We start from the raw sequence: 25,005 nt of genomic DNA, 5'->3' as shown, positions 1-25,005 counted from the left end.
GACGATGATCCTAGGGCCGGACGGCGCGCCCCGCTCAGTGGGCGATCGGCGGGGGAGTGCCCTCGTCGGCGGTGTTGATGAGCATCGCCGCGACCCGCTGCATGTGGTCCCAGATCGCGTGGCGGTACACGGGAGGGATGGTCTCCTCATCGATCTGGTCGAGGGAACGGCCCATGAGTTCGAGCCAGCGTTCGGCGGCGGCGCGGTCGACGGGGAAGGGCATGTGACGGCGGCGCAGCATGGGGGCGCCGCGCTGTTCGTTGAAGGTCTGCGGGCCGCCCCAGTACTGGGCGAGGAACCAGGCCAGGCGGTTCTCCGCGCCCTCCCAGTCGTTGGCGGGGTACATGGGGCCGAGGATGTCGTCGGTGCGGACCTGCTCGTAGAACCCCGCGGCCATGCGGGCGAAGGTGGGCTGGCCGCCGACGGCGTCGTAGAGGGACTGGGTCATGGCTCCACCCTAACCAGTCTCGCCCGGGGGTCGGACACCGATGCCGTGCGGGTAGGGGGTGGTGATGCCGGCGGCCTGCATGTCGGCCAACGCCCGGCCGAGGAGGCGACGCTGGACGGTCCACTGCTGTCCGGGCAGGGTCTTCACGGACAGGCGCATGCTCAGGTGGTCGGGGGCGAAGTCGGTGATGCCGTTGAACTCGGGCTCGTCGAGGATGACGTCGGCGATGTCGGCGTCCTGCACGGTGCGCTGGGCGGAGGCGAGCATGACCTCGGCGGCCTGTTCAGCGTTGTTGGACAGGCCGACGGGGACCTGGATGCGGGCGATGGAGTACTCGTCGGAGAAGTTGCCCACGCGCAGGATCTCGCCGTTGCGGACGTACCAGAGGGTGCCGTCGATGTCGCGCAGCGTGGTCACGCGCAGGGTGACCTCCTCGACGGTGCCGGAGATCTCGTCGCCGACGTCGATGGTGTCGCCGACGCCGTACTGGTCCTCCAGCAGCATGAAGATGCCGGAGAGGAAGTCCTTGACCAGCGACTGCGCGCCGAAACCGAGGGCGACACCGGCGACGCCGGCGGAGGCGATGATGGGGGCGATGTTGACGCCGAGGGACGAGATGATCGCCAGGCCCGCCCACGTCCACACGAGGATCGCGGCGGCGGACTTGCCCACGTCGGCCAGGGTCCGGATGCGGGCCTTGCGGCGGGACTCCTGGGAGCGGCGGATGGCCGCCATCTGCGCGGTGACCTCCTCCTCCTGGTTCGAGCCGCGACCGAACGCGGAGGCGAGGTTGGGCAGGCGGGCGGCGAGATTACGCCGGGCCAGCTTGTCGATCACCCGGCGCAGCAGCCAGTGCGCCACCACCGCCACCACCAGAGTGAGGATGATCTCGACCGGCCGCTCCACCAGCCACGTCTGGACGGCGGGACTCTCCCACCAGGTACTTACAGTCTGCGTTGTTGTAGCCATCAGGGTGCCAGCGTACCTAGACTTCCCGACATGGCTGATGCCCTGTTCCTCGATTCCGTCACCGTCCGTCGTGGCGCCACCCTGCTTCTCGACGCCCTCACGTGGCACGTCCCCGCCGGCTCCCACTGGGCGGTCCTCGGCCCCAACGGGGCCGGCAAGACCACCGCCCTGCGCCTGGCCGGCGGCTGGTGGTACCCGACGACCGGGACCGTCGACATCCTCGGCCACCGGCTGGGCCGGGTCGAGCTGCAGGCACTGCGCCGGCGGATCGGCTGGGTCGACCCGCGCCAGCGACTCGGCGACATCGACGTCACCGAAGCCGTCCTCAGCGGGGTGACCGGCTCGAACGGCTACCTGCCGCGGTGGTCGCCGACCGACGACGAGCTCGGCCGGCTCGACCACCTGCTCGCCCTGACCGGCCTGGCGGACAAGCGTCGCCTACGGTGGACGCAGCTGAGCCAGGGGGAACGCGCCCGGACTCTCATCGCCCGGGCCCTGATGACCGAGCCGGACCTGCTGCTACTCGACGAGCCCACCACCGGCCTCGACCTGCCGGGCAGAGAGCGGTTGCTCGGGGTCATCGACACGCTGCGTCGGCAGCGCCCCGACCTGACGACGGTGCTGGTGACGCACCACGTGGAGGAGATCGCGGCGTCGACAAGCGATGTCCTGCTGCTCAAGGACGCCCGCGTCCTCGCCGCTGGGCCGGTGGAGCAGACGCTCACGGCCGACAACCTCAGCCGCCTCTACGACATGCCCGTGGCCGTTGAATATAAGTCCGGCCGATGGTTCGCCCACGGTGAACCGCTTGGTCTATAGTGGCGCCATGACTCACGGCTTCTCCACCGAATCGATCCACGCCGGCTACGACCCCGACAGCCTGTACGGCCCGATCAACACCCCCATCTACGCGTCGACCACCTTTGCGCAGAACGGGCTCAACGAGCTGCGCGGCGGCTTCGAGTACACCCGCTGCGGCAACCCCACCATCGACGCCCTGGAGAAGACCGTCGCCGCCCTCGAAGGCGCCGCCCACGGCCGGGCCTTCGCCTCCGGCATGGCCGCCACCGACATCATCCTGCGCATCCTCCTGCGCCCCGGCGACCACCTCATCCTGGGCAACGACGCCTACGGTGGCACGTTCCGGCTCATCGACACGGTCTTCGCCTCCTGGGGTGTCGAGTACACCGTCGTCGACACCGCGGACGTGGCCGCCGTCGAGGCCGCCGTTCGCGAGAACACCAAACTCATCTGGCTGGAGACCCCCACCAACCCGGCACTGGGCATCACCGACATCGCCGCCGTCGCCGGTATCAAGGGCACCGCCAAGCTCGTCGTGGACAACACCTTCGCCTCCCCCTACCTCCAGCAGCCGCTGGCGCTCGGTGCCGACATCGTCCTGCACTCCACCACCAAGTACCTCGGCGGCCACTCCGACGTCGTCGGCGGCATGGTGGTCACCAACGACGCGGCCTTCGACGAAGAGGTCTACTTCTACCAGGGCGGCGTCGGCCCCATCCCCTCCGTCTTCGACGCCTACCTCACCGCCCGCGGCATCAAGACCCTCGCCGTGCGCATGGACCGCCACTGCGACAACGCCGAGGCCATCGCCGCCCACCTCGACGCCTCCGACCACGTGGCCACCGTCCTCTACCCGGGCCTGGAATCCCACCCCGGCCACGAGGTCGCCGCGAAGCAGATGACCCGCTTCGGCGGCATGGTCTCGGTCCGCTTCCACTCCGAGGAGGCCGCCCGCGCCTTCTGCCTCAACACCAGGCTCATCTGCCTCGCCGAGTCCCTCGGCGGTGTCGAGTCGCTTCTCGAGCACCCCGCCACCATGACCCACCAGTCCGCGGCCGGCTCCCAGCTCGAGGTGCCCCGTGACCTGGTGCGCATCTCCGTCGGCATCGAGGACATCGACGACCTGCTCGCCGACGTCGACGCGGCGCTGGCGGCGGTCGCCTCGCTCTAACCGATCGACCGTCAGAGCAGGCGGATCACGGCCACGCCGGCCACCATGCACAGCAGACCCAGCGCCTGCAGCACGGTGGTCGGCTTCTTCCGTGCCCCCAGCAGCCCGAACTGGTCGATGAGCAGACTTCCGGCCATCATGCCCAGCAGGATCACCATGACCGTCAGCCCCGTGCCGATGACCGGTGCGAGGAACGCGTTACCGAACACGAACGCCGCCCCGAGGAACCCGCCGATCCACATCCACCACGGATTGCGGACGTTCTCCTCGACCCGCTCGACCCGCCACCGCGCCCGGGTGGCCAGGACAATGAGCAGCAGTGTGGCCACCCCCACCGTGAACGAGATCAGCGCCGAACTGACCGCCGACCCCAGCACCACACCGAGCTGACCGTTGACCGCCGTCTGCGTCGCCGAGAACATGCCGAAGACCACCCCGGCCAGCCGCCACAGCCACAGACCCGCGCCCCGGCTCGCGCCGGTGGGGATGACGGTGTCGCGGCGCAGGACGGCATCGAGAAGCCCGATCGCCCCGACGACACCGAGAATGAGCAGGCCGGCGCCGAGGAACCGGGCGATGGTCAACGGAGCCTGCGGTGCATTGAACCACCCGAAATGGTCGATGAGCAGACCCATGAGCACCTGGCCCGTGATGGGCAGAACCACCGTCTGCACGCTGCCCAGCCGCGGGAACAAAAAGATGTTGCCCGTGAGCACGACCACTCCGAGCAGGCCGCCGATCCACAACCACGCCGGGCCGCCCGCCGCCTCCGTCAGGTCAGGCAGACCGCCGGTGAGCAGCAGCGTGGCCACCAGCAGCGTCAGCGTGCCCACCGCGAAAGAGATGAACGACGCCAGGTACGGCGACCCCACTGACAGGCGCAGGCGCGAATTCGCGCTCGTCTGCAGCGGCATGCCGGCGCCGACGAGGACACCGAAAATGAGAGCGAGCATGAGGACACCCTAGTCCCGTCCGACTAAGGTCCAGTTCATGACCGAGAAGATCGCCATCGTTACCGGCGCCACCGGCGGCATGGGCCGCGAGATCGTCGCCGACCTCACCCGCACCCACCACGTCTACGCCCTCGGCCGCAGCGACACCGCCCTCGCCGAACTCGGGGCCCTGAAATCCGTCACCCCCGTCAGCACCGACCTCGTCGTTGACCTGCTGGACTCCGCCGGCACCTCCTGTGCGGTGGAACGCCTCGTCGACCTCTCGCGTATCGACGTCCTCGTCCACGCCGCCGCCGTCGCCTCCCGCTTCTCCGTGGAGACCGCCGGCGTCTCCGACTGGCGGCAGATGATGGACCTCAACGTCCACGTCCCGGCCGAACTGACCCGCCGACTCCTGCCCGCCCTGCGTGCCGGCGACGGCACCGTCATCTTCATCAACTCCGGCGCCGGCCGGGGCGCCTACCCCGACAACGTCGTCTACGCCGCCACCAAACACGCACTCCGCGCCGTCGCCGACGGGCTGCGCAAGGGCGAGGCCGGCGCGGGCGTGCGGGTGGCCACCGTCGCCCCCGGCCCCACCGACACCCCCATGCTCCAGGGACTGCAGGGGCAGGCGGGGCAGGAGTACCGGCCTGAGCACTACATCGAACCCGTCGAGGTCGCCCGAGCCGTCCGCATGGTCGTCGACGCCGGGCCCTCCACCCAGATCACCGAGGTGGCCGTGCGGCCGCGGGTGGAGCTGTCGGACCGGTAGAGAAGCCGCCCTCCTCCCAGGATTCGGGATCAGCCCGTCGGGAGGAGTACTGATCCCGAGTTCTAACCCGCGAACGCGGGGTGATCCCGACAGGCTGATCCCGAACTTCGGTCAGGCGTGGACCAGATGAGCCGGGACAGTGGTGTTCGCCAGGGTGTCGGCGATGAGGGTGAGGAACCCGGCCGGGTCACGGAGGTCCGCCGCGCTGATCCGCAGGACGACATATCCCAGATTCTGAATCTCCTTCTCCCTCCTGCGCTCCCGGCGAATGGCTTCGTCAGGGGTGACACCGAATGCGCCGCGATATTTCATTTCTCCGTCCACCTCCACGACCAGCCATCCGTTGATGAGCAGGTCGACCCGGTAGGTGATGCCGTGGTTCACGGTAATGGGGGCCTGCGTCTCCACTCGATGCACGCCCGGTAGGTCGGCCTCCCACAGCCGGAACCTCGCCTGGGACTCCAGCGCACTGCCGATCTCCGGACGGGACAGCGCAATCGCCTGCCGCAGTGTCCGGGTCCGATGGAACGGGCCGAGAGAAATCCGCCAGGTTATCCAACGTCGCGGGAGTCAACTCCGGCCACAGCCTCCGGGCGGAATCCACGGCGACGACCGTCTGCTCGAGAGTGTGGTGGCGGGCGATGTCGGCGAGCGTGCGGATGAGTCGGGTGACCCGGATACCGTGCTCCGAATGGATGTCGTCGGGATGGAGAAAACCGCTGCGGTAGACCACACCCGGTGGCCAGCCCTTCTTCGACCCCGGTCGGGCTGACCCCGGAAGGAGCAGCTCGGTGGTGTCGTCGTGTCCCAGCACATCGATTCCCCACAGCCGGGCGGCCGCGGGCCCCGCCACCACCGCGGTGTCGGCAGTGAGCCCGACCGCCGCGGCCCGGGCAGTGGCCTTGTCCCAGGGTGGAAGATCAGCGAACGCACGTGCATCCATGGCGATCTCCTTGGTGAGCTTCCGAAGAGTTCCGTCAGCCACCTTGGCGAGGACATCCTGGTCCTTGAGCGTGAGGCGTCGAAGTTGGATGAGGCAAAAGTGGTCCGGCCAGTTCTTCATGGCTCCCACGCTGAACCGTCTGGCCACGATGGTCCAGCTTCACGTCTACGAGTGGGGTCGGAGTCTGTGGATAACCGGAGTTGTCCACAGATGGACAGCTCCTCGGGTTGCGGCGCCGGACGATATAGGTTCGGGATCAGCCCGTCGGGATCACCCGGTGTCAGCTCATCTGGACTCGGGATCAGTACTCCTTCCGACGGGCTGATCCCGAAGGGGGTCAGTCGTCGAGGGCGACGGCGAGAGCGCTGCGGGCCGCCTTGTCGGTCTCCTGGAGCATGAGCGGGTCGGTCCCAGGCATGGGGGAGATGGTCGTGTCGGGGAGTTGGCCCCAGGTCGGGATGCCGATGATGTGGAGTCGGGGGTCGAGGGTGCCGTCGGCACGCACGGCCAGGCGGGTGGCCGGGTCGACCTCGGGGGAGCCGCTGTCGACGGTGCGGCCGGTGGCGGCGGTGAGCTGGAAGGGGCGGGTGCGGGCGGCGTCGTGAAGCGAGACGGCGAGGGGGTCGCCGGGGCGGCGGACGTCGGGCCGGTGCATCCAGGCGTCGATGAGCGTGGTGGCGCGGACCGGCTCGCCCAGGGTGGTGGGGGAGCTGGCGACGACGGCGCCGTCGGCGACCTCGACGGTCGGGTCGGCGCCGAGGAAGGAGACGAGGCCGGCGTCGACGAGCGCGAGCAGTTGGCGGGTGCGGAACAGCGGCGGGCCGGAACCGACCATCTGCCCCAGGGACATGGTGGTGCGGAAGAGGTTGCGGCGCGATTCGAGAGTGTAGCGGCCCTCGGCCCCGAGGATCGAGGCGGGTTTGCGGGAGGCGCTGACCGACCACAGGGCCGCCTTGAGGGGGCTGTCGAGTCCGGCTTCGGCCTCGGTGATGTCGGAGGCCATGCCGGCGGCGATCTGTTCGGTGACCAGGTCGAGTGATCCGCCGACACCGCGCAGCGGGTCGAGCCAGCGGGTGAGGTCGAAGGGCTCTGTGGTGTGCGGGGCGAGGGCGGTGTGGAGGGCGGTGAGGTCGGCGGTGATCGCACCGTCGCGGACGGCCGATTCGATGGTGGCGACGATCTCGTCGAAGGAGGTCACCACCTTGTCGGGGCGGACGCGGGCGAGGACCCGGTAGTAGGCCTCGTAGGCGTCGGCGATGACGGCGGGCCACACCTCGGTGTCGAAGTCGATGCTCGCCGGGGCGGTCCGGTCGGCCAGCTCCGCGATGACAGCTGTGAGCCGGGTGAGTCGGGCGGCGGGCGGAAGGGCGTGGAACTCGGACTTGGGCAGGTAGGGGTAGCCGCGGTGGGAGGTGACCACGAGGTGGGGTTCGCGGCCGGACGGCTCATAGCGCAGTCCGGAGCGGGTGGTGGGGTCCTCGACGAAGGAGCCGCCGCGGTCGACGGTGAGCAGGGCCATGACGTCGAAGAAACCCATGCCCAGGCCGCGGGCGAGGACGGTGCCGGACTCGGGCACGAGGTGGACGGGCTGCTCGACGGGGTTGCCCGGGCGGATCCACGTGAGGTCGGCGGCGTCCGACGCTTCGGCGAGGGCAGCCTCGGAGGGGAGGGTCCGGGTGGCTGCCAGCCGTAGGCGAGGACGGTGGCGTCGGCGGTGACGGTGGAGCCGTCGGCAAACTCGAGGACGTCACGGCCGGCGACCTCGGTGATGCCGGTGACCCGGGAGTGGTGGTCGAGGACCCGGACGCTGTCGGGCAGCTGGGCCAGGGCGACGTCGTAGACCCAGCGCAGGTAGGCACCGTAGAGGGCGCGGGAAGGGTTGGACTCGGGGACGGTGACGGCGAGTTCCTCGGCGAAGGAGGTGGCGATGGCGGGTGCGGGAGGGTGGGCGTCGTAAAGCGCGATCGCGGCGGGGGAGATGCCGTCGCGGTCGCCGCGGAGCAGACGGATCCACTCGTGGAGGATCGGGCCCTCGAGGACGGGTGCGGTGACGGAGGAACCGGGTTCGGTGAACAGGGTGACGGCGCCGGAGAGGGTGTTCATGCACAGGGTGCGGGTCTGGTCGGTGTCCCACACGCGGCCGGCGCCGTGCTGGGCGTCGTCGATGAGGTGGAGCGTGAGGCCGCGGTCGGCGGGCAGGGCGGCGGCGATGCGTTCGATGACCGAGATGCCGCGGGGGCCGAGGCCGACGATGGCCAGAGCCGGGTCAGTGGGGCCGGCCGGGGTGGCGGGGGTGGGATGGGACAACGCTGCTCCTGTCATGGGGATGACGATACCGTCGATATAAATAGACTAGACGGTCTACCTGTCGGATACCAACCAGTCTAGGGCGTGGTAAGGTCCCCGGAATCTGACCAAAGGAGAAACACGTGTCCCTGACAAAGCGACTGGCGAGGGTCGTGGCCGCGGTCGTCGCCACGACCCTGGGTGCCGGGCTGCTCACGGCCTGCGCCACCACGGGCCCGGACGACGACGTCCAACGGCTGACCTACCTCGAGCCGATCTTCTTCGCCACGCTCTACCCGCCGGGCGCCGGTTTCTACCCCAACGGCGGCGTGGTCAACAACATCACCGACCGGCTGCTCTACCAGGACCCGGAGACCCTCGAACTCAGCCCGTGGATCGCCACGGACCTGCCCGAGGTCAACGCCGACGCCACCGAGTACACCTTCGACATCCGCACCGACGTCACCTACTCCGACGGCACCCCGCTGACCCCGGAGAACGTCGTCGCCAACTTCGACCTCTACGGTCTCGGCGACTCCGACCGCACCCTGACCTCCTCGGAGCAGATCACCAACTACGAACGCGGCGAGGTCGTCGACGCCGACACCGTCCGCTTCCACTTCTCCGCCCCCGCCCCCGGCTTTGCCCAGGCCACCAGCTCCTTCAACGCCGGACTACTCTCCGACGCCACGCTCGCCCTCGGCAACGACGGTTTCGCACCGGGCAACGCCACCGGCGTCATCGGCTCCGGCCCCTTCGTCATCGAATCCGAGGACCTGGGCACCCTCCTGACACTCACGGCCCGCGAGGACTACGACTGGGCCCCGCCCGCGCACCCCCACCAGGGCCGGGCGCGGCTCGACCAGATCGACTACGTCCTCGCCGCCGAGGAATCGGTCCGCGTCGGTGGCCTCGTCGCTGACCAGGCCGACCTCGCCCGCCAGATCGAGGCCCCCGTCGAACGCCACCTCCGCGACCAGGGTCTCCAGGTCATCTCCCACGGCACCAACGGCGTGAACAACGGCCTGAGCTTCCGCTTCATGCACCCGCTGCTGGAGGACATCCGCATGCGGCAGGCCATCATCCGCGCCATCGACCGCGAGGAAATCAACCACACCCTGTTCTCCGAGTCCTACCCCGTCGCCCGCTCCGCCATCGCCCACACCGCCCTCGGCTTCCGTGATCAGGGCGACGCCTACCGCCACGGCCGGGCCGAGGCCGAGGCCCTGCTCGACGAGCTCGGCTGGGTCCCCGGACCGGACGGCATCCGCGTCAAGGACGGGCAGCGCCTGAGCTTCACCATCAACGAGGCTGTCCCGCAGCCCCGCTCACGTGAGGTGATCACCAAGATCCAGGAGCAACTCCGCCGCGTGGGCATCGAGGTCCACCTCAACCCCGGTGACAATGCCACCCAGAACGCCGACTCCCTGTCGTACGACAACATCCAGATCCGGCACACCATGGTCGGTCGCGCCGACTACGACGTGATCAAGTCGATGTGGCACTCCGACAACCGCAACGAACTGCTCAACGGCGACAAGGAGACCAGGCAGGTCCACGACCAGCAGCTCGAGGACATGCTCCAGCAGATCGCCTCCCTGCCCGCGGAGGAGGACCGCGCCGAGATGACCGGCCGTGTCCAGGACTACCTCACCGAACAGGCCTACATCCTGCCCCTGTTCGAGGAACCCCAGGTCTACGGCGCCCAGCCCTACGTCAAGGGTTTCCAGCCCGACGCCATCGGCCGGCCGTCCTTCTACGGGGTCTGGCTCGACCACGGTGACAACCACACGGAAGGGGACGACCAGTGACCTCCTCGATGATCCTCCGGCGCATCGGCCAGGCCGTGCTGGTCCTGCTGATCACCTACACCCTGGCCTTCATCCTGCTCTCCGCCCTGCCGTCCGACGGTGTCATGGCCCGCTACGCCAGCCCCGACCTGGCGCTGTCGGCCGAGGAACTGCAGCGCATCCGGGACACCTACGGTGCGGACGAGCCGATCCTGGCCCAGTACGTCCAGGCGCTCGGCGGCTTTGTCACCGGAAACTTCGGGTACTCCGTGCAGACGGGTACCGCCGTGTCCACGCTGCTGGCGGAGGCCATTCCCGGCACCGTGGCACTCGCTCTCCTGGCGTTCGCGCTGGCGGTCGTCCTCGCGCTGGGCATCGCCATCGTGGGCACCTCGGAGAAGTTCCGCGCCGTCGGTGACGTCTTCCGCTCGCTGCCCGCGTTCATGGTCTCCCTGCCGACGTTCTGGCTCGGCATCGTCATCATCCAGCTCGTCTCCTTCCGACTGGGGTGGGTCCCGGTCATCGGGGCGAGCACCGCGCAGGCCCTCATCCTGCCGACCATCACGTTGTCCATCCCCATCGCCGCCCCGCTGGCGCAGGTGCTCATCCGCTCCATCGACCAGGTCAAGGGACAACCGTTCATCCAGGCCGTCCGGGCCCGCGGCGCCGGTGAGGTGTGGATCTTCTGGCGCAACATCCTGCGCAACGCCATGCTCCCGGCGCTCACGATGGCCGGCCTGCTGTTCGGCGAACTCGTCGGCGGCGCCGTGGTCACCGAGTCCGTCTTCGGTCGCGCCGGGCTCGGCCAGATGACGGTCCAGGCCGTGGCCAACCGGGACACCCCGGTCCTGCTGGCCGTGGTGGTCATCGCGGCGACCCTCTACGTCCTCATCAACCTCATCGTCGATCTGCTCTACCCGGTCCTCGATGCCCGCCTGCGCAGGAAGGTCCGCTCATGAGCACGACAGCCCTCACCGCCACCGGCCCCGCCGCAACCCCCACGGCCACCGACACACCCCGCCGCCGGCGCCTCCGCCGCAGCGTGTGGACGCGTCCCGGCACCCTCATCTCGGCGGCCGTCCTCGTCGTCGCCCTGCTGTGGGCGCTGATCCCGCAGGTGTTCAGCAGCCATGAGCCGAACGTCGGCACCTTCCAGCCGCTGCTGGAGCCGAACGCCACCAACTGGTTCGGCACCGACGCCGTCGGCCGTGACCTGTTCACCCGCGTGGTGTGGGGCACCCGCGAATCCCTCACCGGCGCGGTCATCGCCGTGCTTGTCGGCCTCGTGGTGGGCACGCTCATCGGCCTGCTCGCCGGCACGCAGCGTGGCTGGGTCGACTCGGTGCTCATGCGTTTCATCGATGTCCTGCTGTCCATCCCCGCGCTGCTGCTGAGCCTGTCGGTGATCATCCTGCTCGGTTTCGGCACGATGAACGCCGCCATCGCCGTCGGCGTCACCTCGGTGGCCACCTTCGCCCGCCTGGCCCGCTCGCAGGTGCTCTCGGTCGCCGGGTCCGACTACGTCGAGGCAGCCTACGGCTCCGGCGGCACGCAGTGGCAGGTGCTGGTGCGTCACATCCTGCCCAACTCGCTGACCCCGGTGCTGGCCCTGGCGGCCCTGCAGTTCGGCTCGGCCATCCTGCAGCTGTCCACGCTGAGCTTCCTCGGCTACGGTGCCCCGCCGCCCACCCCGGAGTGGGGCCTGATCATCGCCGACGCGCGCGACTACATGGCCACCTCCTGGTGGCTGACCGTCCTGCCGGGACTGGTCATCGTCGCCGTGGTGTGCGCCACCAACTACCTCGCCCAGCTCATCCGGAAGGAGGCCTGACATGACACGTCAGCCCCTGCTCGAGGTCACCGACCTCGTCGTCTCCTACGCCACCGCCGGCGGCCGGGAGGTCCACGCCGTCAACGGCGTCTCGCTGGCCGTGCACGCCGGCCAGATCACCGCCATCGTCGGTGAATCCGGGTCGGGTAAGTCGACGACGGCGCAGGCGATCATCGGTCTGCTGCCGGGCAACGCCGACATCGACGCCGGGGAGATCCGGCTGGACGGCCGTGACCTGGCCGGGCTGTCCGAGAAGCAGTGGCGCGGGATCCGCGGCACCCGCATCGGGCTGATCCCGCAGGATCCGAACAACTCGCTCAACCCGGTGAAGACGATCGGCGAGTCCGTCGCCGAGGGGCTGGCCGTCCACCGGCGGGGGACAGCGGCGACCCGGAAGGCCCGCGTCCTGGAGCTGCTGGAACAGGTGGGCATCGACGATCCCGCCCGCCGCTACGACCAGTACCCGCACGAGCTCTCGGGCGGCATGAAGCAGCGCGTGCTCATCGCCGCGGCCGTCGCGCTGGAGCCGGACCTCATCATCGCCGACGAGCCGACCTCTGCCCTGGATGTGACGGTGCAGAAGATCATCCTCGACCTGCTCGATGACATGCGTCGGCAGCTGAGCATCGGCATCCTGTTCATCACCCATGACCTGGCGGTCGCCGGCGACCGCGCCGATCACATCGTGGTCATGCAGCGCGGTGAGGTCCGCGAGTCCGGCTACGCCGCGACGGTGCTCACGGATCCGCGCGACCCCTACACCCGCCAGCTGCTTGCCGACGCCCCCTCCCTCGCCGTCGCCGACGTCCACCGGCGTCGGCCCGTCCCCGACGGGGACGCCCCGCCGCTGCTCGTGGTCGACGGTGTCACCCAGCGTTTCGGCGACTTCACCGCCGTCGACGACGTCTCCTTCACCGTCGACCGGGGCACCACGCACGCCGTCGTCGGCGAATCCGGTTCCGGCAAGACCACCCTCGGCCGGTCCATCGCCCTGTTCAACCAGCCGACCGCCGGGTCCATCACCGTCGACGGCACCGAGATCACCACCCTCGGCCGGAAACAGCGCCGCGACCTGCGCCGCAGCATCCAGCTGGTCTACCAGAACCCGTACTCCTCCCTCGATCCGCGCCAGACCATCGGCGCGACCGTCGCCGAGCCGTTGCGCAACTTCACCCGCTCGGGGAAGGCGGAGGCCGCCACCCGGGTCGAGCGCTACCTCGATCTGGTGGCCCTGGACTCCGGCACCGCGGCGCGCCGACCCGCCGAACTCTCCGGCGGTCAGCGTCAGCGCGTGGCCATCGCCCGGGCGCTCATCCTCGAGCCGGAGCTGCTCGTCCTCGACGAGGCGGTCTCCGCCCTCGACGTCACCGTCCAGGCCCAGATCCTCCGGCTGCTCGACGAGCTGCAGCACGAGCTGGGGCTGACCTACGTGTTCATCTCCCACGACCTGGCGGTGGTCCGGCAGATCTCGGACACCGTCTCCGTCATGAGCCGCGGCCGGCAGGTCGAGGCCGGCCCCACGGAGCGGGTCTTCCGCGCCCCCGAATCAGACTTCACCCGCCAGCTCATCGACGCCATCCCGGGGCGTCGCTACCGTGGTGGCGACCTCAACCTGGGCCTGTAGAAGGAGTATCCCGTGACCGACATCATCAACCTGCTCGCCACCCTCCCGCCGGACCATGAACTCGTCGCCGCCCGCCAGGCCCGCCCGGACGCCCTGGCGAACGCGCAGCGCAGCTTCGAGGCGCTGCTCGAGCCCGTCAATCCGGGCACCTTCACCTACGGCGAGCGCTACGCCGTGGCCACCTATGTCGCCGGCGTCCACCAGGTGGCCAACGCGCGCACCCTCTACTCCGAACTCCTGCTTGACGACGCCCCCGCCACCCTCCGCGACGCCGTCCTCACCGCCGTGGACCACGCCCTGTCCACCGGTCCCTACGGGACCTACCGGGAGTCCGGTCTCGTCGACGAGTCCGAACCCGGCGGCCACGTCACCCATGACGCAGGTGCCCTGGGGGAGCGGCTGGCCGCGGCCTTCGACCTGGCGCACCTGCTCACCTTCCACCCGCGGGACGCCCGGCCGGAGACGATCGACCGGCTCACCGCGGCCGGCTGGTCCGCCGATGACGTGGTCAGTCTGGCCCAGCTCGTCTCCTTCCTCGCCTTCCAGCTGCGCGTGGTCCACGGGCTGCAGGTCCTCTCCGGCCGCCCGGTGACCGTCGCGGAGGCGACCCGCCTCACAGGGGACGGCCGCTCCCCGGAACCGGTCGAGGTCGATCCGGTCCGTCCGGAACGTTTCGTCCGCCACTCCCTCGGCTGGACACCGTGGGTGACGCCCGTGGACAAGGCCGATCTCAGCGAGGAGCAGCTCGATTCGCTTATCCGTCCGGAGCGGGCGGACATGCCCTACTTCCGGCTGCTGGCCCGCGACCCGGCCGCGCTCAAGGCACGGACGCTGACGGACCTGGACATCTTCTGCAACACCGACGGCGGGCTCAGCCGCGCCGACCGGGAATGGTCCGCGACGGTGACCTCCCGGTTCAACGGGTGCGTGTACTGCGCGTCGGTGCATGCGGCCCGGGCGATCGAGGAGGGCGGGGAGGAACGCGACGTCGATACGCTCCTGGCGGACGGCGTGGGCACGGCGGTGGACACGCCGGTGTGGGCGGGCCTGCGGGACGCCTCCGTGGCGCTGACACGGACCCCGATCGCCTACGACGCAGCAACGGTCCAGCAGCTGCGGGGGCTCGGTCTCACCCTGGCTGACCTGCTCGATCACCTCTACGCCACGGCCTTCTTCAACTGGGCGAACCGGCTCATGCTCGGCCTCGGCGAGCCGACGGTGCCGGCGCGTTTCCGCTGAGCCGGTGGGAATAGTCGCACTTAAGGCGGGTCATATGCAAACTCCATAATGCATTAGTTATCCTTGCTGGGTGGAAACTTCAGGCCGCCGCCCCCCGGCGTATCTCGTCATCGCCGATGAGCTACGGGCCCGTATCGAGCGCGGTGACCTGACCGCCGGTGACAAACTTCCGGCGGAACGGGAACTGGTGGAGGAGTTCCACGTCGCCCGCATGACCGTGCGTCACGCGTTGGACATCCTCCAGCTCGAGGGCCTCATCGACCGTCGTCGCGGGCGGACCGGCGGCACCTTCGTCCGCAGCGTCCCGCCGGTGGTGGAACTCACCCGCATCGAGGGGTTCATGCCCCAGCTGCGTGAACGCGACATCATGGTGACCTCCGAGGTGCTCGAGGCGTCCCTCGTGCCCGCGCCCGGCACCGTGGCCCAGGCCCTGGGTATCGAGCGGGACGAACCCGCCTTCCAGCTGCTGCGGCTGCGCACCGTGGACAACACCCCGCTGCTGCTGGAGAACTCCTGGTTCCCCGCCGCCCTGGTCCCGGGGCTGCTCGACGAGGACCTCACCGGATCCGTCTACGAGCTGCTGCGCCGGAACTGGGACCTCGCGCCGGTGCGCAAGTCCGAGACCATCACCCCGGGCATCGCCTCCGGGTGGGAGCAGAACATCCTGCGGATCTCCCGGAACCTCCCGCTGCTGCGCATCAACCGCACCGCGGAGACCGCCCGCGGGGTGGTCGTCGAGTACTCCGAGGACGCCCTGCGTTCGGATGTCGCCCAGATCCAGGTGATCACCGACTCGACGGGGAGCTGAGCACCACCTCGGCCACGTCCGTCATGGCGGGAAACGTCAGGTCCGTGCCGGCGGCCGGACCGATCCCGATCACCCGCATCCCGGCCGCCTGAGCGGCCGCCACCCCCGCCCGGGAATCCTCGAACACGACGACGCCGCCCGGGTCATCCGCCAGGCCCAGGGCCCGGGCACCGGCGAGGAACCCCTCCGGATCGGGCTTGCCGCGGGTGACGTCCTCGACGGTGACGAGCGCCTCCACGGCGTCGGTCAGCCCGCGTTCGCTGAGCACCGGGGTGATGAGCCGGCGCAGCGTTCCGGTGACGATCCCCACCCGCACGCCCCGCTCCCGGAGGGTGTGGACCATCGCCACCGTGGTGTCGGCGACCCGGGGGCGTTCCGCGCACAGGGCGATGTACTGGTCCGCGACATGGTCGAGCAGCCGTGTCGCAGCGGCGGTCGCAGTGGCGGTCGCGGTGGCGGTCGCGGTGGCGGGGGAGTGGCCACGGGCGGTGACCAGGGCCAGGGCGATGTCGGGTTCGCTGCGGCCCAGCAGCGCGTCGTACTCGCCGTCGCGCATCGGCTCCAGGCCCAGGGCGGTCAGCGCCTCGGCGTAGGCCCGGGCGAGCTCCGCCTCGTCGTCGCTGAGGGTGCCGTTGAAGTCGAAGGGGATGCCGCGGGCGGTGGGCAGGAGGTCGGCCAGCTGCTGCTCGGGAGTGGTCATCGGGCCCGAGTGTTGGGCCTGCAGCCTAAAGGCCTGCGAATATGCGAAAAGGTCTAGCGGTTAATTCTCCTGTTGTTCACCTCACGGGAACGTTGGCGACAACAACGATTGCCGCACTTGAGCCCAGTCGCAGCCACCGGTCATCGCCGGTGGTTGTCCCGTCACCTCCCCATCCCGTGATCGAAAGGGTCCTTCCGTGTCCGCACCCCGCACCACCGTCTCCCGCCGCACCCTGCTCCGCGCCCTCGGCCTGGGCGCCGGCCTCGTCGCCGCCGGCCCCGTCCTCGCCGCCTGCGGCGGTGGCTCCTCCGGACCGACCGACGCCTCCGCCATCGGCGGCTCCCTCGACGAGATCGCCGCCAAGGCGAAGGAGGAGGGCACCGTCCGCCTCATCGCTTACCCGGAGACCTGGGCGAACTACAAGGGACACTTCGCGGAGTTCACGAAGAAGTACGGCGTCGAGGTCGTCGTCGACTCCCCGGACGCCTCCTCCGCCGAGGAACTCCAGGCCGTGCAGAACCTCAAGGGCCACCCCTCCCAGCCCGACGTGCTCGACATCGGCTACTCCTTCACCCAGCCGGCCATCGACCAGGGCCTCATCGAGCCCTACAAGCCGTCGAACTTCAACGCCATCCCGGACAACCTCAAGGACCCGGAGGGCCAGTGGATCGGCGCCTACTACGGCGTCCTCGCCGTCGGCGTGAACAAGGCCGCCGCGGATGTGCCCACCTCCTTCGCCGAGCTCAAGGACCCGAAGTACCGCGGCAAGATCGCCCTGCCGGGTGACGCGCGCTCCGGCGCATCCTCCATCGCCACCGTCTTCGCCGCCTCCCTGGCCAACGGCGGCTCGCTCGACGACATCACCCCGGGCATCGAGTTCTTCGCCGAACTCGCCGAGCTGGGCAACCTGGTGACCATCTCCGACGAGTCCTCCGCCCTGACCACCGGTCAGGCCGCGGTCGTCTTCGACTGGAACTACAACTGGCTCGGCCGCACCGAGCAGCTGGAGCGCGACGGCGTCGACTTCGAGTACACCGTCCTCGAGGACGGCGTGTTCGGCAACTACTCCGCCCAGCCCGTCACCATCGGCTCCCCGCAGCCCAACGCCGCCCGCCTGTGGGTGGACTGGCTCACCTCCGACGAGGGCTCCGAGCAGTACGCCCTCGGCGGTGCCGTCCCCGCCCGCTTCACCGAGCTCGCCGAGGCCGGCAAGCTCTCCCAGGAGGCCCTCGACTCCCTGCCCGCCCCGGAGATCGTCGCCCAGGTCGAGCTGCCCACCGCCGAGCAGGGCGAGGACGCCGACAAGGTCATCGCCGCCGACTGGGCCACGAAGGTGAGGATCTAGCATGACCGCCGCCGTCGACGCCCTGACCCCGGATACCCCGGACGCCCCGGACAGCACCGGGCCGGAGCCGGCAGAGAAGAAGAGCTCCCGCTTCACCTTCCGCACCCTGACCTCCGGATCGGTGCTGGGTGCGCTGCCGTTCTTCGCCTTCGTCGCCGCCTTCCTCATCATCCCGATCATCGCCAACCTCATCCGCGCCTTCCAGGACCCGGCGGGCCGGTTCTCCGTGGCCACCATGGCCGAGGCGGTCGGCCCGACCTACCGCCAGGCCTTCTGGCTGACCACCCAGCTCTCCCTGCTCACCGCCGTCATCGGCGGCGTGCTCGGCGTCATCCTCGCCTGGGCGCTGGTCAGCGCCGACGGCCCCCGCTGGCTCACCTCCCTGGTCAGCAGTTTCTCCGCCCTGGCCTCCCAGTCCGGTGGCGTGCAGCTGGCGTTCGCGTTCGTCGCCATGCTGGGCACCCAGGGCATGGTCACCGGCTGGATCGAGTCGATCGCCCCGGGGGCGATGGCGGAGTTCTCCATCACCGGTTTCCTCGGCGTCACCATCGTCTACCTCTTCTTCCAGGTCCCGCTCATGGCCATCCTCATGCTGCCGGCCATGGGCGGGGTGAAGAAGGCCTGGTACGAGGCCGCCGCCTCCCTCGGGGCGAGCAGGTTCCAGTACCTTCGCGACGTCGCCGTGCCCGTCCTGTGGCCCTCGATCATCGGCTCGCTGCTGCTGCTGTTCGCCAACGCCTTCGCCGCCTACGCCACCGCCTACGCGCTGGCGGGCGGGTCGCTGAACCTGGTGCCCATCGTCATCGGCTTCCTCATCAGCGGCAACGTCCTGCTCAACCCGGGACTGGCCGCCGCCCTGGTCACGTGGATGATGATCATCATCCTCGCCGCCATGGGCATCCGATTCCTGCTGACCAGAAAGAGTGACCAGTGGCTGAGCAACTAGTGATCGACCGGCCGAATGCGCCGACGGTGAGCACGCGGACGTCGAGAAGCTCCGGCGGCCGTGGAGGCAACGCCGCCACCACCGCCATCTTGGTCGTCGCGCTCATCTTCTTCTTCCTGCCCTGGATCGCGGCGGCCGTGTTCGGTTTCACCCGCCCCGGCGAGGGGATCACCGCCGCACCGCTGCTGGAGTCGCTGCAGAACCCGAAGGCGCTGCCCGCCATCCGGGACACCCTGCTGCTCACACTGGCCTCCACGCTGCTCATGCTCGCTCTGCTCGTGCCCACCAACATCTTCCTCAACCTGCGGGCACCGCAGCTGGCCAAGGTCGCCGAGATGCTCTCCGTCCTGCCGCTGGTCATCTCCGCCGTGGCGCTGGTCTCCGGCGTGAGCCAGTTCTACCGGGCCGTCGCCCCGGCGTTCATCAACTCGCTGTGGTCGCTCGTCCCCCTCTACGTCATCCTCTCCATGCCGCTGTGCTACCGCGCCATCGACGCCGGCGTGAAGGCACTGGACCTGCGCACCCTCTTCGCCGCCAGCTCCTCCCTCGGCGCGGGCACCTGGACCACCCTCCTCCGTGTCGTCCTGCCCAACCTGCGGGTGGCCATGCTGTCGGCCGCGCTGCTGTCGGTGGCGATGTGCCTGGCGGAGTACGCCATGGCGTCCCTGCTGCTGCACTACACCTTCCCCGTGTTCCTCGTCGAGGTGTCCAACAACAACCCCCGCGGCATCGCCGCCCTGTCGTTCATCACCGTCATCATCACCTGGCTGCTGCTCGTCGCCATCTCCGCGATGTCGCGCGCCGACAGAGCCACCGACACAGCCACCGACAAGGTCCGGAAGAACTGAGAGGCCTCCCCATGAACCACCCCCGATCCCTCAACCGACCGCACGTCGAACTGCGCGACGTGGTGAAGAAGTACGGACCGAAGACCGTCCTGCGTGACCTCACCCTCTCCATCGGGGAAGGCGAGATGGTGGCGCTGCTCGGCCCCTCCGGCTGCGGCAAGTCCACCTCCCTGCGCATCCTCGCCGGCCTGGAGTCCGCCGACTCCGGCCAGGTGCTCATCGGCGGGAAGGACGCCTCCGCCACCCCCACCCGGGAACGCAACATGGGCATCGTCTTCCAGGCGTACTCCCTGTTCCCGCACCTCACCGCCCGCGACAACGTCGCCTACGGCCTGCGGATCCGTGGCGTGAAGACCGCCGAGCGACGCCGCCGTGCCGGTGAGCTCCTCGAGCTCGTCGGCCTGTCCGAGCACGTGGACAAGTATCCCAACCAGATGTCCGGCGGTCAGCAGCAGCGCGTCGCCCTGGCCCGCTCCCTGGCCATCGAGCCGGATGTCCTCCTGCTCGACGAGCCGCTCTCCGCCCTCGACGCGAAGGTCCGTGGCCAGCTGCGCGACGAGATCCGCCGAATCCAGCTCTCCCGTGGCATCGCCACCCTCCTGGTCACCCACGATCAGGAGGAGGCCATCATCATGGCCGACCGGGTCGGCGTCATGCGCGACGGCCGCATCGAGCAGATCGGCACCCCCGCCGACCTCTACGGCAACCCGCAGACGCCGTTCATCGCGGGTTTCGTGGGCATCGTCAACCGCATCCCCGGCATCGTCACCGACGGCGGTATCCGGGTCCTCGGCGCCGATCTGGAGATCGTCAACCCCGAGCTGCGTGTCGACGCCGCCCAGCCCGCCACCGCCCTCATCCGCCCCGAGGACATCGACCTCGCCCACGACGACGCCGCCCGCTTCAAGGTGACGGACAAGCAGCTGCGCGGCATCTTCACCGCCGTCATGGTCCAGGACGAGGTCCTCGAGCAGCCCCTGCGCATCGACCTGCCCACCCGCGCCGCCGACCGCTTCCAGGTGGGCATGGGCGTGCAGATGGCCGTCCAGCGCCGCGACACCGTCATCGACCACCCCACGGAGCGGGAGGCCGCCGAGGCCCAGGCCCTGTCCCAGGTGGAGACCTACCGGTGAGCCCCCGCCACCTGCTCATCATCGGCATCGACGGCGCCCGCTGGGAGATCCTCGCCGAACCCGGCGTCGCCGACACCGTCCGGACCCTCGCTGACCAGGGGCGCTGGCACCGGATGGCCATGGAGGTGCCCACCATCTCCGGGCCCGGTTGGTCGTCGATCCTCACCGGCTCCAGCCACGCCGAGCACGGGGTGCGCGACAACACGATGGTCGGCTCCCGCCTGTGGTCCCGCCCCGACGTGCTGTCAAAGGCCTTCTACCGCGACCAGTCCACCCGCACCTTCGCCGCTGCCGGCTGGCCCGTCCTCGTCGACCCGGACGGTCTCGGCCCCGTCATCCACCCGCGCGTGGAGCAGCAGTTCGCCGGCCTGCACCGCGTCATCGTCCGCGACGGCGAGACCCACGGCTACGAACGCATCGACGCCGAGATCACCGACATCACCGTGGCCACGCTCCGCGGCGCCGACTTCGACGTCGGCTTCGTCTACTTCTGCGACGCCGATGACGCCGATGACGCCGGCCACACCTACGGCCTCATCGAGGGGGAGCAGTACCGCGATGCGCTCCGGCGTATCGACGCCCACGTCACCCGCCTCATCCACACCGTCTCCGCCCGCGCGCAGCAGGAAGGGGAGGACTGGCTCGTCGTCCTGGTCACCGATCACGGCCACCTCGACACCGGCGGCCACGGTGGCGACCATCCCCGCGAACGCGAGTCCTGGGTGGTGACCTGGTCACCGACCGGTGACACCCCGGACTGGCCGGCCGAGATCAGGCCCGAGGAGCTGGCGGGGATGATGCTCGACGCCCGGTGAGGAACAGCAGCCCGTAGCCGAGGGTGAGCGTCGCCCTGCCGACGCCCATGCGGCCGTGTACCAGCGGCACCGGCTGGCCGGCCCCGTTCGGCCCCTCGGCGGGCGTGGTCCGGGGTACCCGGGAGGCCAGCTGTAGCTAAGTATCCCGGTTCACCTTCGTCACCCCGGCAGCCAGCAGAATGAGCAGGGTTCCGACGATGGCCGTCCGCCTCAGTTCCACGCCACCGGGGAGGATCTCAAGTGACGCATTCGACAGGGCGTGGAACACCAGGGCCGTCGCGGCGCTCCTGCCGGACATCCGGAACAGGTGCCCCATGATGACGCGCATCGCGACGGTGACCGCCGACTGCCAGGCGACCCACCGCCAGCTGTGCCCCATGCTCAGCCAGGGCACGACGTGCCACCCGGCCCACACCGCGCCGATGACCATTCCGGCCCCGGTCACGCCGAATCGTTCCTGCATCGGCCCGGTGGCGTAGGCCGTCCAACCGAGTTCCTCCGGGATCGCGCCGAGGATGAACACGACCAGGGTGAGCGCGGCTGCACTGGGTGTCACCGGTGTCACGGCACCGGACAGGCCCGCCGCGACCAGGTGGACGGCGGGCATGAGGAGCGCGGCGGTGAGGAGAACGCGGGGTGGGGTACGGCGGACGTCGACAAGCGAGGCGAGCCAGCGGCGGACACCCCGCCTGCCCTCGTCGCGGGCGACGAACGTGCCGGCGACGGCGGCGGGGACACCGATCATGACGACACTGGGTGGAAGCCCGAACGGCACCCGGACATCGAGTCGGTTGAGCGCGTAGCAGGGGAGGGAGCAGACGAGGGTGGTGCCGAGGAAGAGCAGGGGACGGCGCGGCACCGTGTCCACCACCTTGTCCACCACCGTCACACCAGCCGGTACCCGGAGCCGCGGATCGTCTCCACCTTCTCCGCGCCGATCTTCTTGCGCAGGGTCCGGATGTAGACGTCGACGACGTTGGAGCCGGGATCGAAGTCCATGCCCCACACCATGCTCAGCAGCTGGGCGCGGGAGAGGATCTGGCCGGGGTGGCGCATGAGGGTCTCCAGCAGGCCGACCTCGCGCCGGGACAGGTCCTTCCACGCCCCGTCCACCTTGACGCGTTGGGTACGCAGGTCGAGGGTGAGATCGCCGCGGACCATGCGGAACCCGCCGTCGGTGGGGGTGTTGTCGCCGTTGGCGACCTTGTCGGCCAGGCGCAGCCGGACGCGGGCGAGGAGCTCGGCGAACTGGAAGGGCTTGGGCATGTAGTCGTCGGCGCCGCCCTCGAGCGAGCGGATCCGGTCCTCGAGCTTGGTGCGGGCGGTGAGCACGATGATGGGCAGGCTCACCCGCAGGGCGCGGAGCTGCTCCAGGACGTCGGCGCCGTCCATGTGGGGCAGGCCGAGGTCGAGGATCATGAGGTCGAAGTCGCCGGACCGGGCCATGGCGAAGGCGGCGGGGCCGGAGTCGACGACGTCGCAGGCGTACCCGGCCGAGGTGAGGCCACGGTTGATGAAGTCGGCGATGCCGCGGTCGTCCTCGGCGATGAGAATCCTGCTCATGTCTACATATCCTTACATATCCGGGGCGGTGCCGTCGGCGCTGTCGGGGTTGGCTGTGTTGTCGGCGTTGTCGGCGTTGGCGGACGGTTCAGATGCCTCGGCCGTCTCCGGGGCGGGAATGATGAGGCCGAAGATGGAGCCCAGGCCGACGGTGGACTCGACGAAGGCACGGCCGCCGTGGGCCTCGCCGATCGCCTGGACGATGGACAGTCCCAGGCCCGCGCCTCCGGGGCGGTGGGTGCCCACCGCATTGTCGCCCCGCGAGAAACGGCTGAACAGGGCGGCACGTTTCTCCTCGGGCACACCGGGGCCGTGGTCGCGAACCCAGATCCGCAGGACCCGGTCCGGGCCGGTCCCGGCGAACTCGGACGCCAGGTCGATGGTGCCCTCGCTGTAGCGCAGGGCGTTGCCGTACAGCTCGAGGATGGCCTCGGTGACTCGCTGCTCGTCGAGGACGACGGTGCCCTCGGCGACGTCGACGAGCCGGAGGCGGTCGCTGATGGTCTGCGCCTTGTCGTCGATGTCGATGGTCAGCTCGGCGACGTCCACCTCGGTGGGGTGGAGGAAGCCGCCGGCGTCGGCGACGGCGAGGGTGAGCAGGTCATTGACCATCCGGGCCATCCGGTCGAGCTCTGCGGTGGCCAGCTCGATGGAGCGGGCGCGTTCCTCCGGGGTGGAGGACTCCAGCAGTTCGAGCTGCCCGCGGACGACGGTGATGGGGGTGCGCAGCTCGTGCCCGGCGTCGTCGACGAACTGCCGCTGATCCTCGTAGGCTGCCTCGAGCCGGTCGAGCATGGCGTTGAACGTGGCCGCCAGCTGGGCGATCTCGTCGTTGCCGTGGACCGGGACCCGCCGGGTGAGATCCGAGTTGCTTATCGACGCCGCCACCTCCCGCACGTTGCGTACCGGCGCCAGGATCTGCCCGGCGATGAGCCAGGCGATGAACACCGAGGTGCCCAACCCGCCGAGGGCGAGCAGGGAGATCATCCGCATCTCCGCGTTGACGGCGGCGCGGCCGTCGGCGGTGAAGAACGCCACCGCCAGGTGGGCCGGCGGCTGGTCGGGGGCGGCGGCGAAGTCGATGCGCCCCCAGTGGACCGGCCCCCGCTCGGGGTCGTCGAACACCCCGGAGACCCCGGGGGAGGTGAGGATCTCGCGGACCAGGGGATCATCGGGCGACATGGGGTCCGGGTGGGAACCGCTCAGCGCCGACAGGTCCATCTGGATGAGCTGGCCGTCACTGAACCCGATGATGGATTCGGTGGGGTCGGGGATCTGCCGGGCGAGGTAGACCTCCATGAGCCGGTTCGCCGAGGTGAAGGGCTCGGCGGTCTCCGGGTCGGTGCCGTCGGCGGCGAAGCGGCGGAACTCCTCGATCTCCTGCTCGACGGCGGCGTTCGCCCCGTCGGTGACCTGCGAGAGCAGCACCGAGCGGGTGATCACCACGACGCTGGTCAACGCCACGAGGACCACGGCGGTGATCCACAGGACGATCCGCCAGCGCAGGGAGGTGCGTCGGTCAGTCATCGTCCCAGTCGTCGTCATCCCAGTCGTCGTCCCAGTCATCATCGTCCCAGTCGTCGTCGTCCCAGTCGTCGTCGTAGGTCTGGTAGTTCAGCGGCGGCTGCGGTGCCGGTGCCGGGGCAGGTGCCGGTGGGGGAACGTAGGCCGGTGCGGGCGCCGGGGCGGGAGCGGGCGCCGGTGCCGGGGCGGGGGCCGGCTCGGAGCCGCTCCGGTTCTGCTGCTGATCGTCGCGCTGATCGTCACGGTCGTCGGTGGCGGCGCGGCTCGGATCGGCGGAGGGATCCCCGACGGTGATGGTGGCGTTGGCGGGGTCGATGTTGGGCGACTGGTTGTTGTTGGCCAGTGCGATGCCGGAGATGACCACCAGGCCCAGCAGGGCGAGGATGGCCAGCAGCGGTGCGAATCGACGGGCGGTGGACACGGTCTGCGTCATGACGCTCACTTCCTCATGATCGGGGCTTCACTACCCAGTCTCGGGCCCCGGCGTGAAGCACCCATGAAGCGGGGATGAGGA

General features: G+C 69.8%; 23 protein-coding genes and 1 pseudogene. 14 read left to right on the top strand and 10 right to left on the bottom strand.

Features of this window, described 5'->3' with window-relative positions:
- Positions 1–34: 34 nt before the first annotated feature.
- Positions 35–448: a globin domain-containing protein gene (locus QP029_RS00715; RefSeq protein ID WP_284875022.1), complete on the bottom strand. Its 414-nt coding sequence runs from the start codon at positions 446–448 to the stop codon at positions 35–37.
- Positions 449–457: 9 nt separating this feature from the next.
- Positions 458–1,417, bottom strand: a complete 960-nt coding sequence (locus QP029_RS00710; RefSeq protein WP_284875021.1) for a mechanosensitive ion channel family protein — start codon at positions 1,415–1,417, stop codon at positions 458–460.
- Between the two features lie 30 nt (positions 1,418–1,447).
- Here QP029_RS00710 and QP029_RS00705 point away from each other — a divergent pair, with 30 nt between their 5' ends.
- Together QP029_RS00705 and QP029_RS00700 are read left to right on the top strand one after the other, a co-directional pair.
- On the top strand, positions 1,448–2,236 hold the full coding sequence (locus QP029_RS00705; protein ID WP_284875020.1) for an ABC transporter ATP-binding protein: 789 nt from the start codon (positions 1,448–1,450) through the stop codon (positions 2,234–2,236).
- A 7-nt stretch (positions 2,237–2,243) separates the two neighbouring features.
- Positions 2,244–3,389: a cystathionine gamma-synthase gene (locus QP029_RS00700; protein ID WP_284875019.1), complete on the top strand. Its 1,146-nt coding sequence runs from the start codon at positions 2,244–2,246 to the stop codon at positions 3,387–3,389.
- 11 nt (positions 3,390–3,400) lie between these two features.
- On the opposite strand, the gene QP029_RS00695 is transcribed toward QP029_RS00700, so the two are convergent.
- The gene (locus QP029_RS00695; protein WP_284875018.1) at positions 3,401–4,342 is read right to left on the bottom strand and encodes a DMT family transporter; all 942 of its coding nucleotides are present in this window, start codon (positions 4,340–4,342) and stop codon (positions 3,401–3,403) included.
- 37 nt (positions 4,343–4,379) lie between these two features.
- Here QP029_RS00695 and QP029_RS00690 point away from each other — a divergent pair, with 37 nt between their 5' ends.
- Positions 4,380–5,096 (top strand): SDR family oxidoreductase, encoded by a 717-nt coding sequence (locus QP029_RS00690; RefSeq protein ID WP_284875017.1) that lies wholly within the window; start codon positions 4,380–4,382, stop codon positions 5,094–5,096.
- A gap of 111 nt (positions 5,097–5,207) precedes the next feature.
- Here QP029_RS00690 and QP029_RS00685 read toward each other — a convergent pair whose 3' ends face one another.
- Both QP029_RS00685 and QP029_RS00680 read right to left on the bottom strand, forming a co-directional pair.
- Positions 5,208–5,480 (bottom strand): hypothetical protein, encoded by a 273-nt coding sequence (locus tag QP029_RS00685; protein WP_284875016.1) that lies wholly within the window; start codon positions 5,478–5,480, stop codon positions 5,208–5,210.
- Between the two features lie 896 nt (positions 5,481–6,376).
- Positions 6,377–8,361 (bottom strand): annotated as a pseudogene (locus tag QP029_RS00680) (FAD/NAD(P)-binding protein).
- 113 nt (positions 8,362–8,474) lie between these two features.
- Between QP029_RS00680 and QP029_RS00675 the strand changes: the two are divergent.
- From QP029_RS00675 to QP029_RS00650, 6 genes are all read left to right on the top strand, one after another.
- The gene (locus QP029_RS00675) at positions 8,475–10,136 is read left to right on the top strand and encodes a TIGR04028 family ABC transporter substrate-binding protein (RefSeq protein WP_432418739.1); all 1,662 of its coding nucleotides are present in this window, start codon (positions 8,475–8,477) and stop codon (positions 10,134–10,136) included.
- Entirely contained in the window at positions 10,133–11,074 is a 942-nt protein-coding gene (locus QP029_RS00670; RefSeq protein WP_284875015.1) for an ABC transporter permease, read from the top strand. The genes QP029_RS00675 and QP029_RS00670 overlap by 4 nt, the downstream gene beginning before the upstream one ends.
- Complete coding sequence (locus QP029_RS00665) at positions 11,071–11,946, top strand: ABC transporter permease (RefSeq protein WP_284875014.1); 876 nt, start codon at positions 11,071–11,073, stop codon at positions 11,944–11,946. Before QP029_RS00670 ends, QP029_RS00665 begins: the two co-directional genes overlap by 4 nt.
- A gap of 1 nt (position 11,947) precedes the next feature.
- Positions 11,948–13,570 (top strand): dipeptide ABC transporter ATP-binding protein, encoded by a 1,623-nt coding sequence (locus QP029_RS00660; RefSeq protein WP_284875013.1) that lies wholly within the window; start codon positions 11,948–11,950, stop codon positions 13,568–13,570.
- A gap of 12 nt (positions 13,571–13,582) precedes the next feature.
- Positions 13,583–14,809 (top strand): alkylhydroperoxidase domain protein, encoded by a 1,227-nt coding sequence (locus tag QP029_RS00655; protein ID WP_284875012.1) that lies wholly within the window; start codon positions 13,583–13,585, stop codon positions 14,807–14,809.
- A gap of 70 nt (positions 14,810–14,879) precedes the next feature.
- Positions 14,880–15,617: a GntR family transcriptional regulator gene (locus QP029_RS00650; RefSeq protein WP_284875011.1), complete on the top strand. Its 738-nt coding sequence runs from the start codon at positions 14,880–14,882 to the stop codon at positions 15,615–15,617.
- Here QP029_RS00650 and QP029_RS00645 read toward each other — a convergent pair.
- Positions 15,595–16,317, bottom strand: coding sequence for an HAD family hydrolase (locus QP029_RS00645; RefSeq protein ID WP_284875010.1), 723 nt, complete (start codon positions 16,315–16,317; stop codon positions 15,595–15,597). The two genes, QP029_RS00650 and QP029_RS00645, sit on opposite strands and share 23 nt — an antisense overlap.
- A 196-nt stretch (positions 16,318–16,513) precedes the next feature.
- Between QP029_RS00645 and QP029_RS00640 the strand changes: the two genes are divergently transcribed.
- From QP029_RS00640 to QP029_RS00620, 5 genes are read left to right on the top strand one after another with little or no spacing between them, the layout of a single operon-like run.
- Positions 16,514–17,662: an ABC transporter substrate-binding protein gene (locus QP029_RS00640; RefSeq protein ID WP_284875009.1), complete on the top strand. Its 1,149-nt coding sequence runs from the start codon at positions 16,514–16,516 to the stop codon at positions 17,660–17,662.
- Between the two features lies 1 nt (position 17,663).
- Positions 17,664–18,608, top strand: a complete 945-nt coding sequence (locus QP029_RS00635) for an ABC transporter permease (protein ID WP_284875008.1) — start codon at positions 17,664–17,666, stop codon at positions 18,606–18,608.
- On the top strand, positions 18,593–19,456 hold the full coding sequence (locus QP029_RS00630) for an ABC transporter permease (RefSeq protein ID WP_284875007.1): 864 nt from the start codon (positions 18,593–18,595) through the stop codon (positions 19,454–19,456). Before QP029_RS00635 ends, QP029_RS00630 begins: the two co-directional genes overlap by 16 nt.
- Before the next feature lie 11 nt (positions 19,457–19,467).
- Positions 19,468–20,589, top strand: coding sequence for an ABC transporter ATP-binding protein (locus QP029_RS00625; RefSeq protein ID WP_284875006.1), 1,122 nt, complete (start codon positions 19,468–19,470; stop codon positions 20,587–20,589).
- Positions 20,586–21,404, top strand: coding sequence for an alkaline phosphatase family protein (locus QP029_RS00620; RefSeq protein ID WP_284875005.1), 819 nt, complete (start codon positions 20,586–20,588; stop codon positions 21,402–21,404). Before QP029_RS00625 ends, QP029_RS00620 begins: the two co-directional genes overlap by 4 nt.
- A 136-nt stretch (positions 21,405–21,540) precedes the next feature.
- Here the strand turns inward: QP029_RS00620 and QP029_RS00615 are convergent, their stop codons facing one another.
- From QP029_RS00615 to QP029_RS00600, 4 genes are read right to left on the bottom strand one after another with little or no spacing between them, the layout of a single operon-like run.
- Positions 21,541–22,287 (bottom strand): CPBP family intramembrane glutamic endopeptidase, encoded by a 747-nt coding sequence (locus QP029_RS00615; RefSeq protein ID WP_284875004.1) that lies wholly within the window; start codon positions 22,285–22,287, stop codon positions 21,541–21,543.
- Between the two features lie 2 nt (positions 22,288–22,289).
- Positions 22,290–22,967 (bottom strand): response regulator transcription factor, encoded by a 678-nt coding sequence (locus QP029_RS00610; RefSeq protein ID WP_284875003.1) that lies wholly within the window; start codon positions 22,965–22,967, stop codon positions 22,290–22,292.
- A 12-nt stretch (positions 22,968–22,979) separates the two neighbouring features.
- Complete coding sequence (locus QP029_RS00605) at positions 22,980–24,494, bottom strand: sensor histidine kinase (RefSeq protein ID WP_284875002.1); 1,515 nt, start codon at positions 24,492–24,494, stop codon at positions 22,980–22,982.
- Positions 24,487–24,924 carry a hypothetical protein gene (locus QP029_RS00600; RefSeq protein WP_284875001.1) on the bottom strand — a complete coding sequence of 146 codons (438 nt, stop codon included), beginning with the start codon at positions 24,922–24,924 and terminating at the stop codon, positions 24,487–24,489. The genes QP029_RS00605 and QP029_RS00600 overlap by 8 nt, the downstream gene beginning before the upstream one ends.
- Positions 24,925–25,005: the final 81 nt, after the last annotated feature.

Source organism: Corynebacterium suedekumii (assembly GCF_030252185.1).
GTDB classification, from domain to species: Bacteria; Actinomycetota; Actinomycetes; order Mycobacteriales; family Mycobacteriaceae; genus Corynebacterium; species Corynebacterium suedekumii.
The sequence above is the reverse complement of the archived record's forward strand: the minus strand, read 5'-3'. Positions and strand labels throughout refer to the sequence as shown.

Excerpts from the sequence above, each read along its gene's own strand:
- QP029_RS00635 (WP_284875008.1), top strand. The coding sequence starts at position 17,664 with ATGACCGCCGCCGTCGACGCCCTGACCCCGGATACCCCGGACGCCCCG.
- QP029_RS00665 (WP_284875014.1), top strand. The coding sequence starts at position 11,071 with ATGAGCACGACAGCCCTCACCGCCACCGGCCCCGCCGCAACCCCCACG.
- QP029_RS00625 (WP_284875006.1), top strand. The coding sequence starts at position 19,468 with ATGAACCACCCCCGATCCCTCAACCGACCGCACGTCGAACTGCGCGAC.
- QP029_RS00605 (WP_284875002.1), bottom strand. The coding sequence starts at position 24,494 with ATGACTGACCGACGCACCTCCCTGCGCTGGCGGATCGTCCTGTGGATC.
- QP029_RS00700 (WP_284875019.1), top strand. The coding sequence starts at position 2,244 with ATGACTCACGGCTTCTCCACCGAATCGATCCACGCCGGCTACGACCCC.
- QP029_RS00610 (WP_284875003.1), bottom strand. The coding sequence starts at position 22,967 with ATGAGCAGGATTCTCATCGCCGAGGACGACCGCGGCATCGCCGACTTC.
- QP029_RS00710 (WP_284875021.1), bottom strand. The coding sequence starts at position 1,417 with ATGGCTACAACAACGCAGACTGTAAGTACCTGGTGGGAGAGTCCCGCC.
- QP029_RS00715 (WP_284875022.1), bottom strand. The coding sequence starts at position 448 with ATGACCCAGTCCCTCTACGACGCCGTCGGCGGCCAGCCCACCTTCGCC.
- QP029_RS00695 (WP_284875018.1), bottom strand. The coding sequence starts at position 4,342 with ATGCTCGCTCTCATTTTCGGTGTCCTCGTCGGCGCCGGCATGCCGCTG.
- QP029_RS00600 (WP_284875001.1), bottom strand. The coding sequence starts at position 24,924 with ATGACGCAGACCGTGTCCACCGCCCGTCGATTCGCACCGCTGCTGGCC.
- QP029_RS00645 (WP_284875010.1), bottom strand. The coding sequence starts at position 16,317 with ATGACCACTCCCGAGCAGCAGCTGGCCGACCTCCTGCCCACCGCCCGC.
- QP029_RS00705 (WP_284875020.1), top strand. The coding sequence starts at position 1,448 with ATGGCTGATGCCCTGTTCCTCGATTCCGTCACCGTCCGTCGTGGCGCC.
- QP029_RS00660 (WP_284875013.1), top strand. The coding sequence starts at position 11,948 with ATGACACGTCAGCCCCTGCTCGAGGTCACCGACCTCGTCGTCTCCTAC.
- QP029_RS00690 (WP_284875017.1), top strand. The coding sequence starts at position 4,380 with ATGACCGAGAAGATCGCCATCGTTACCGGCGCCACCGGCGGCATGGGC.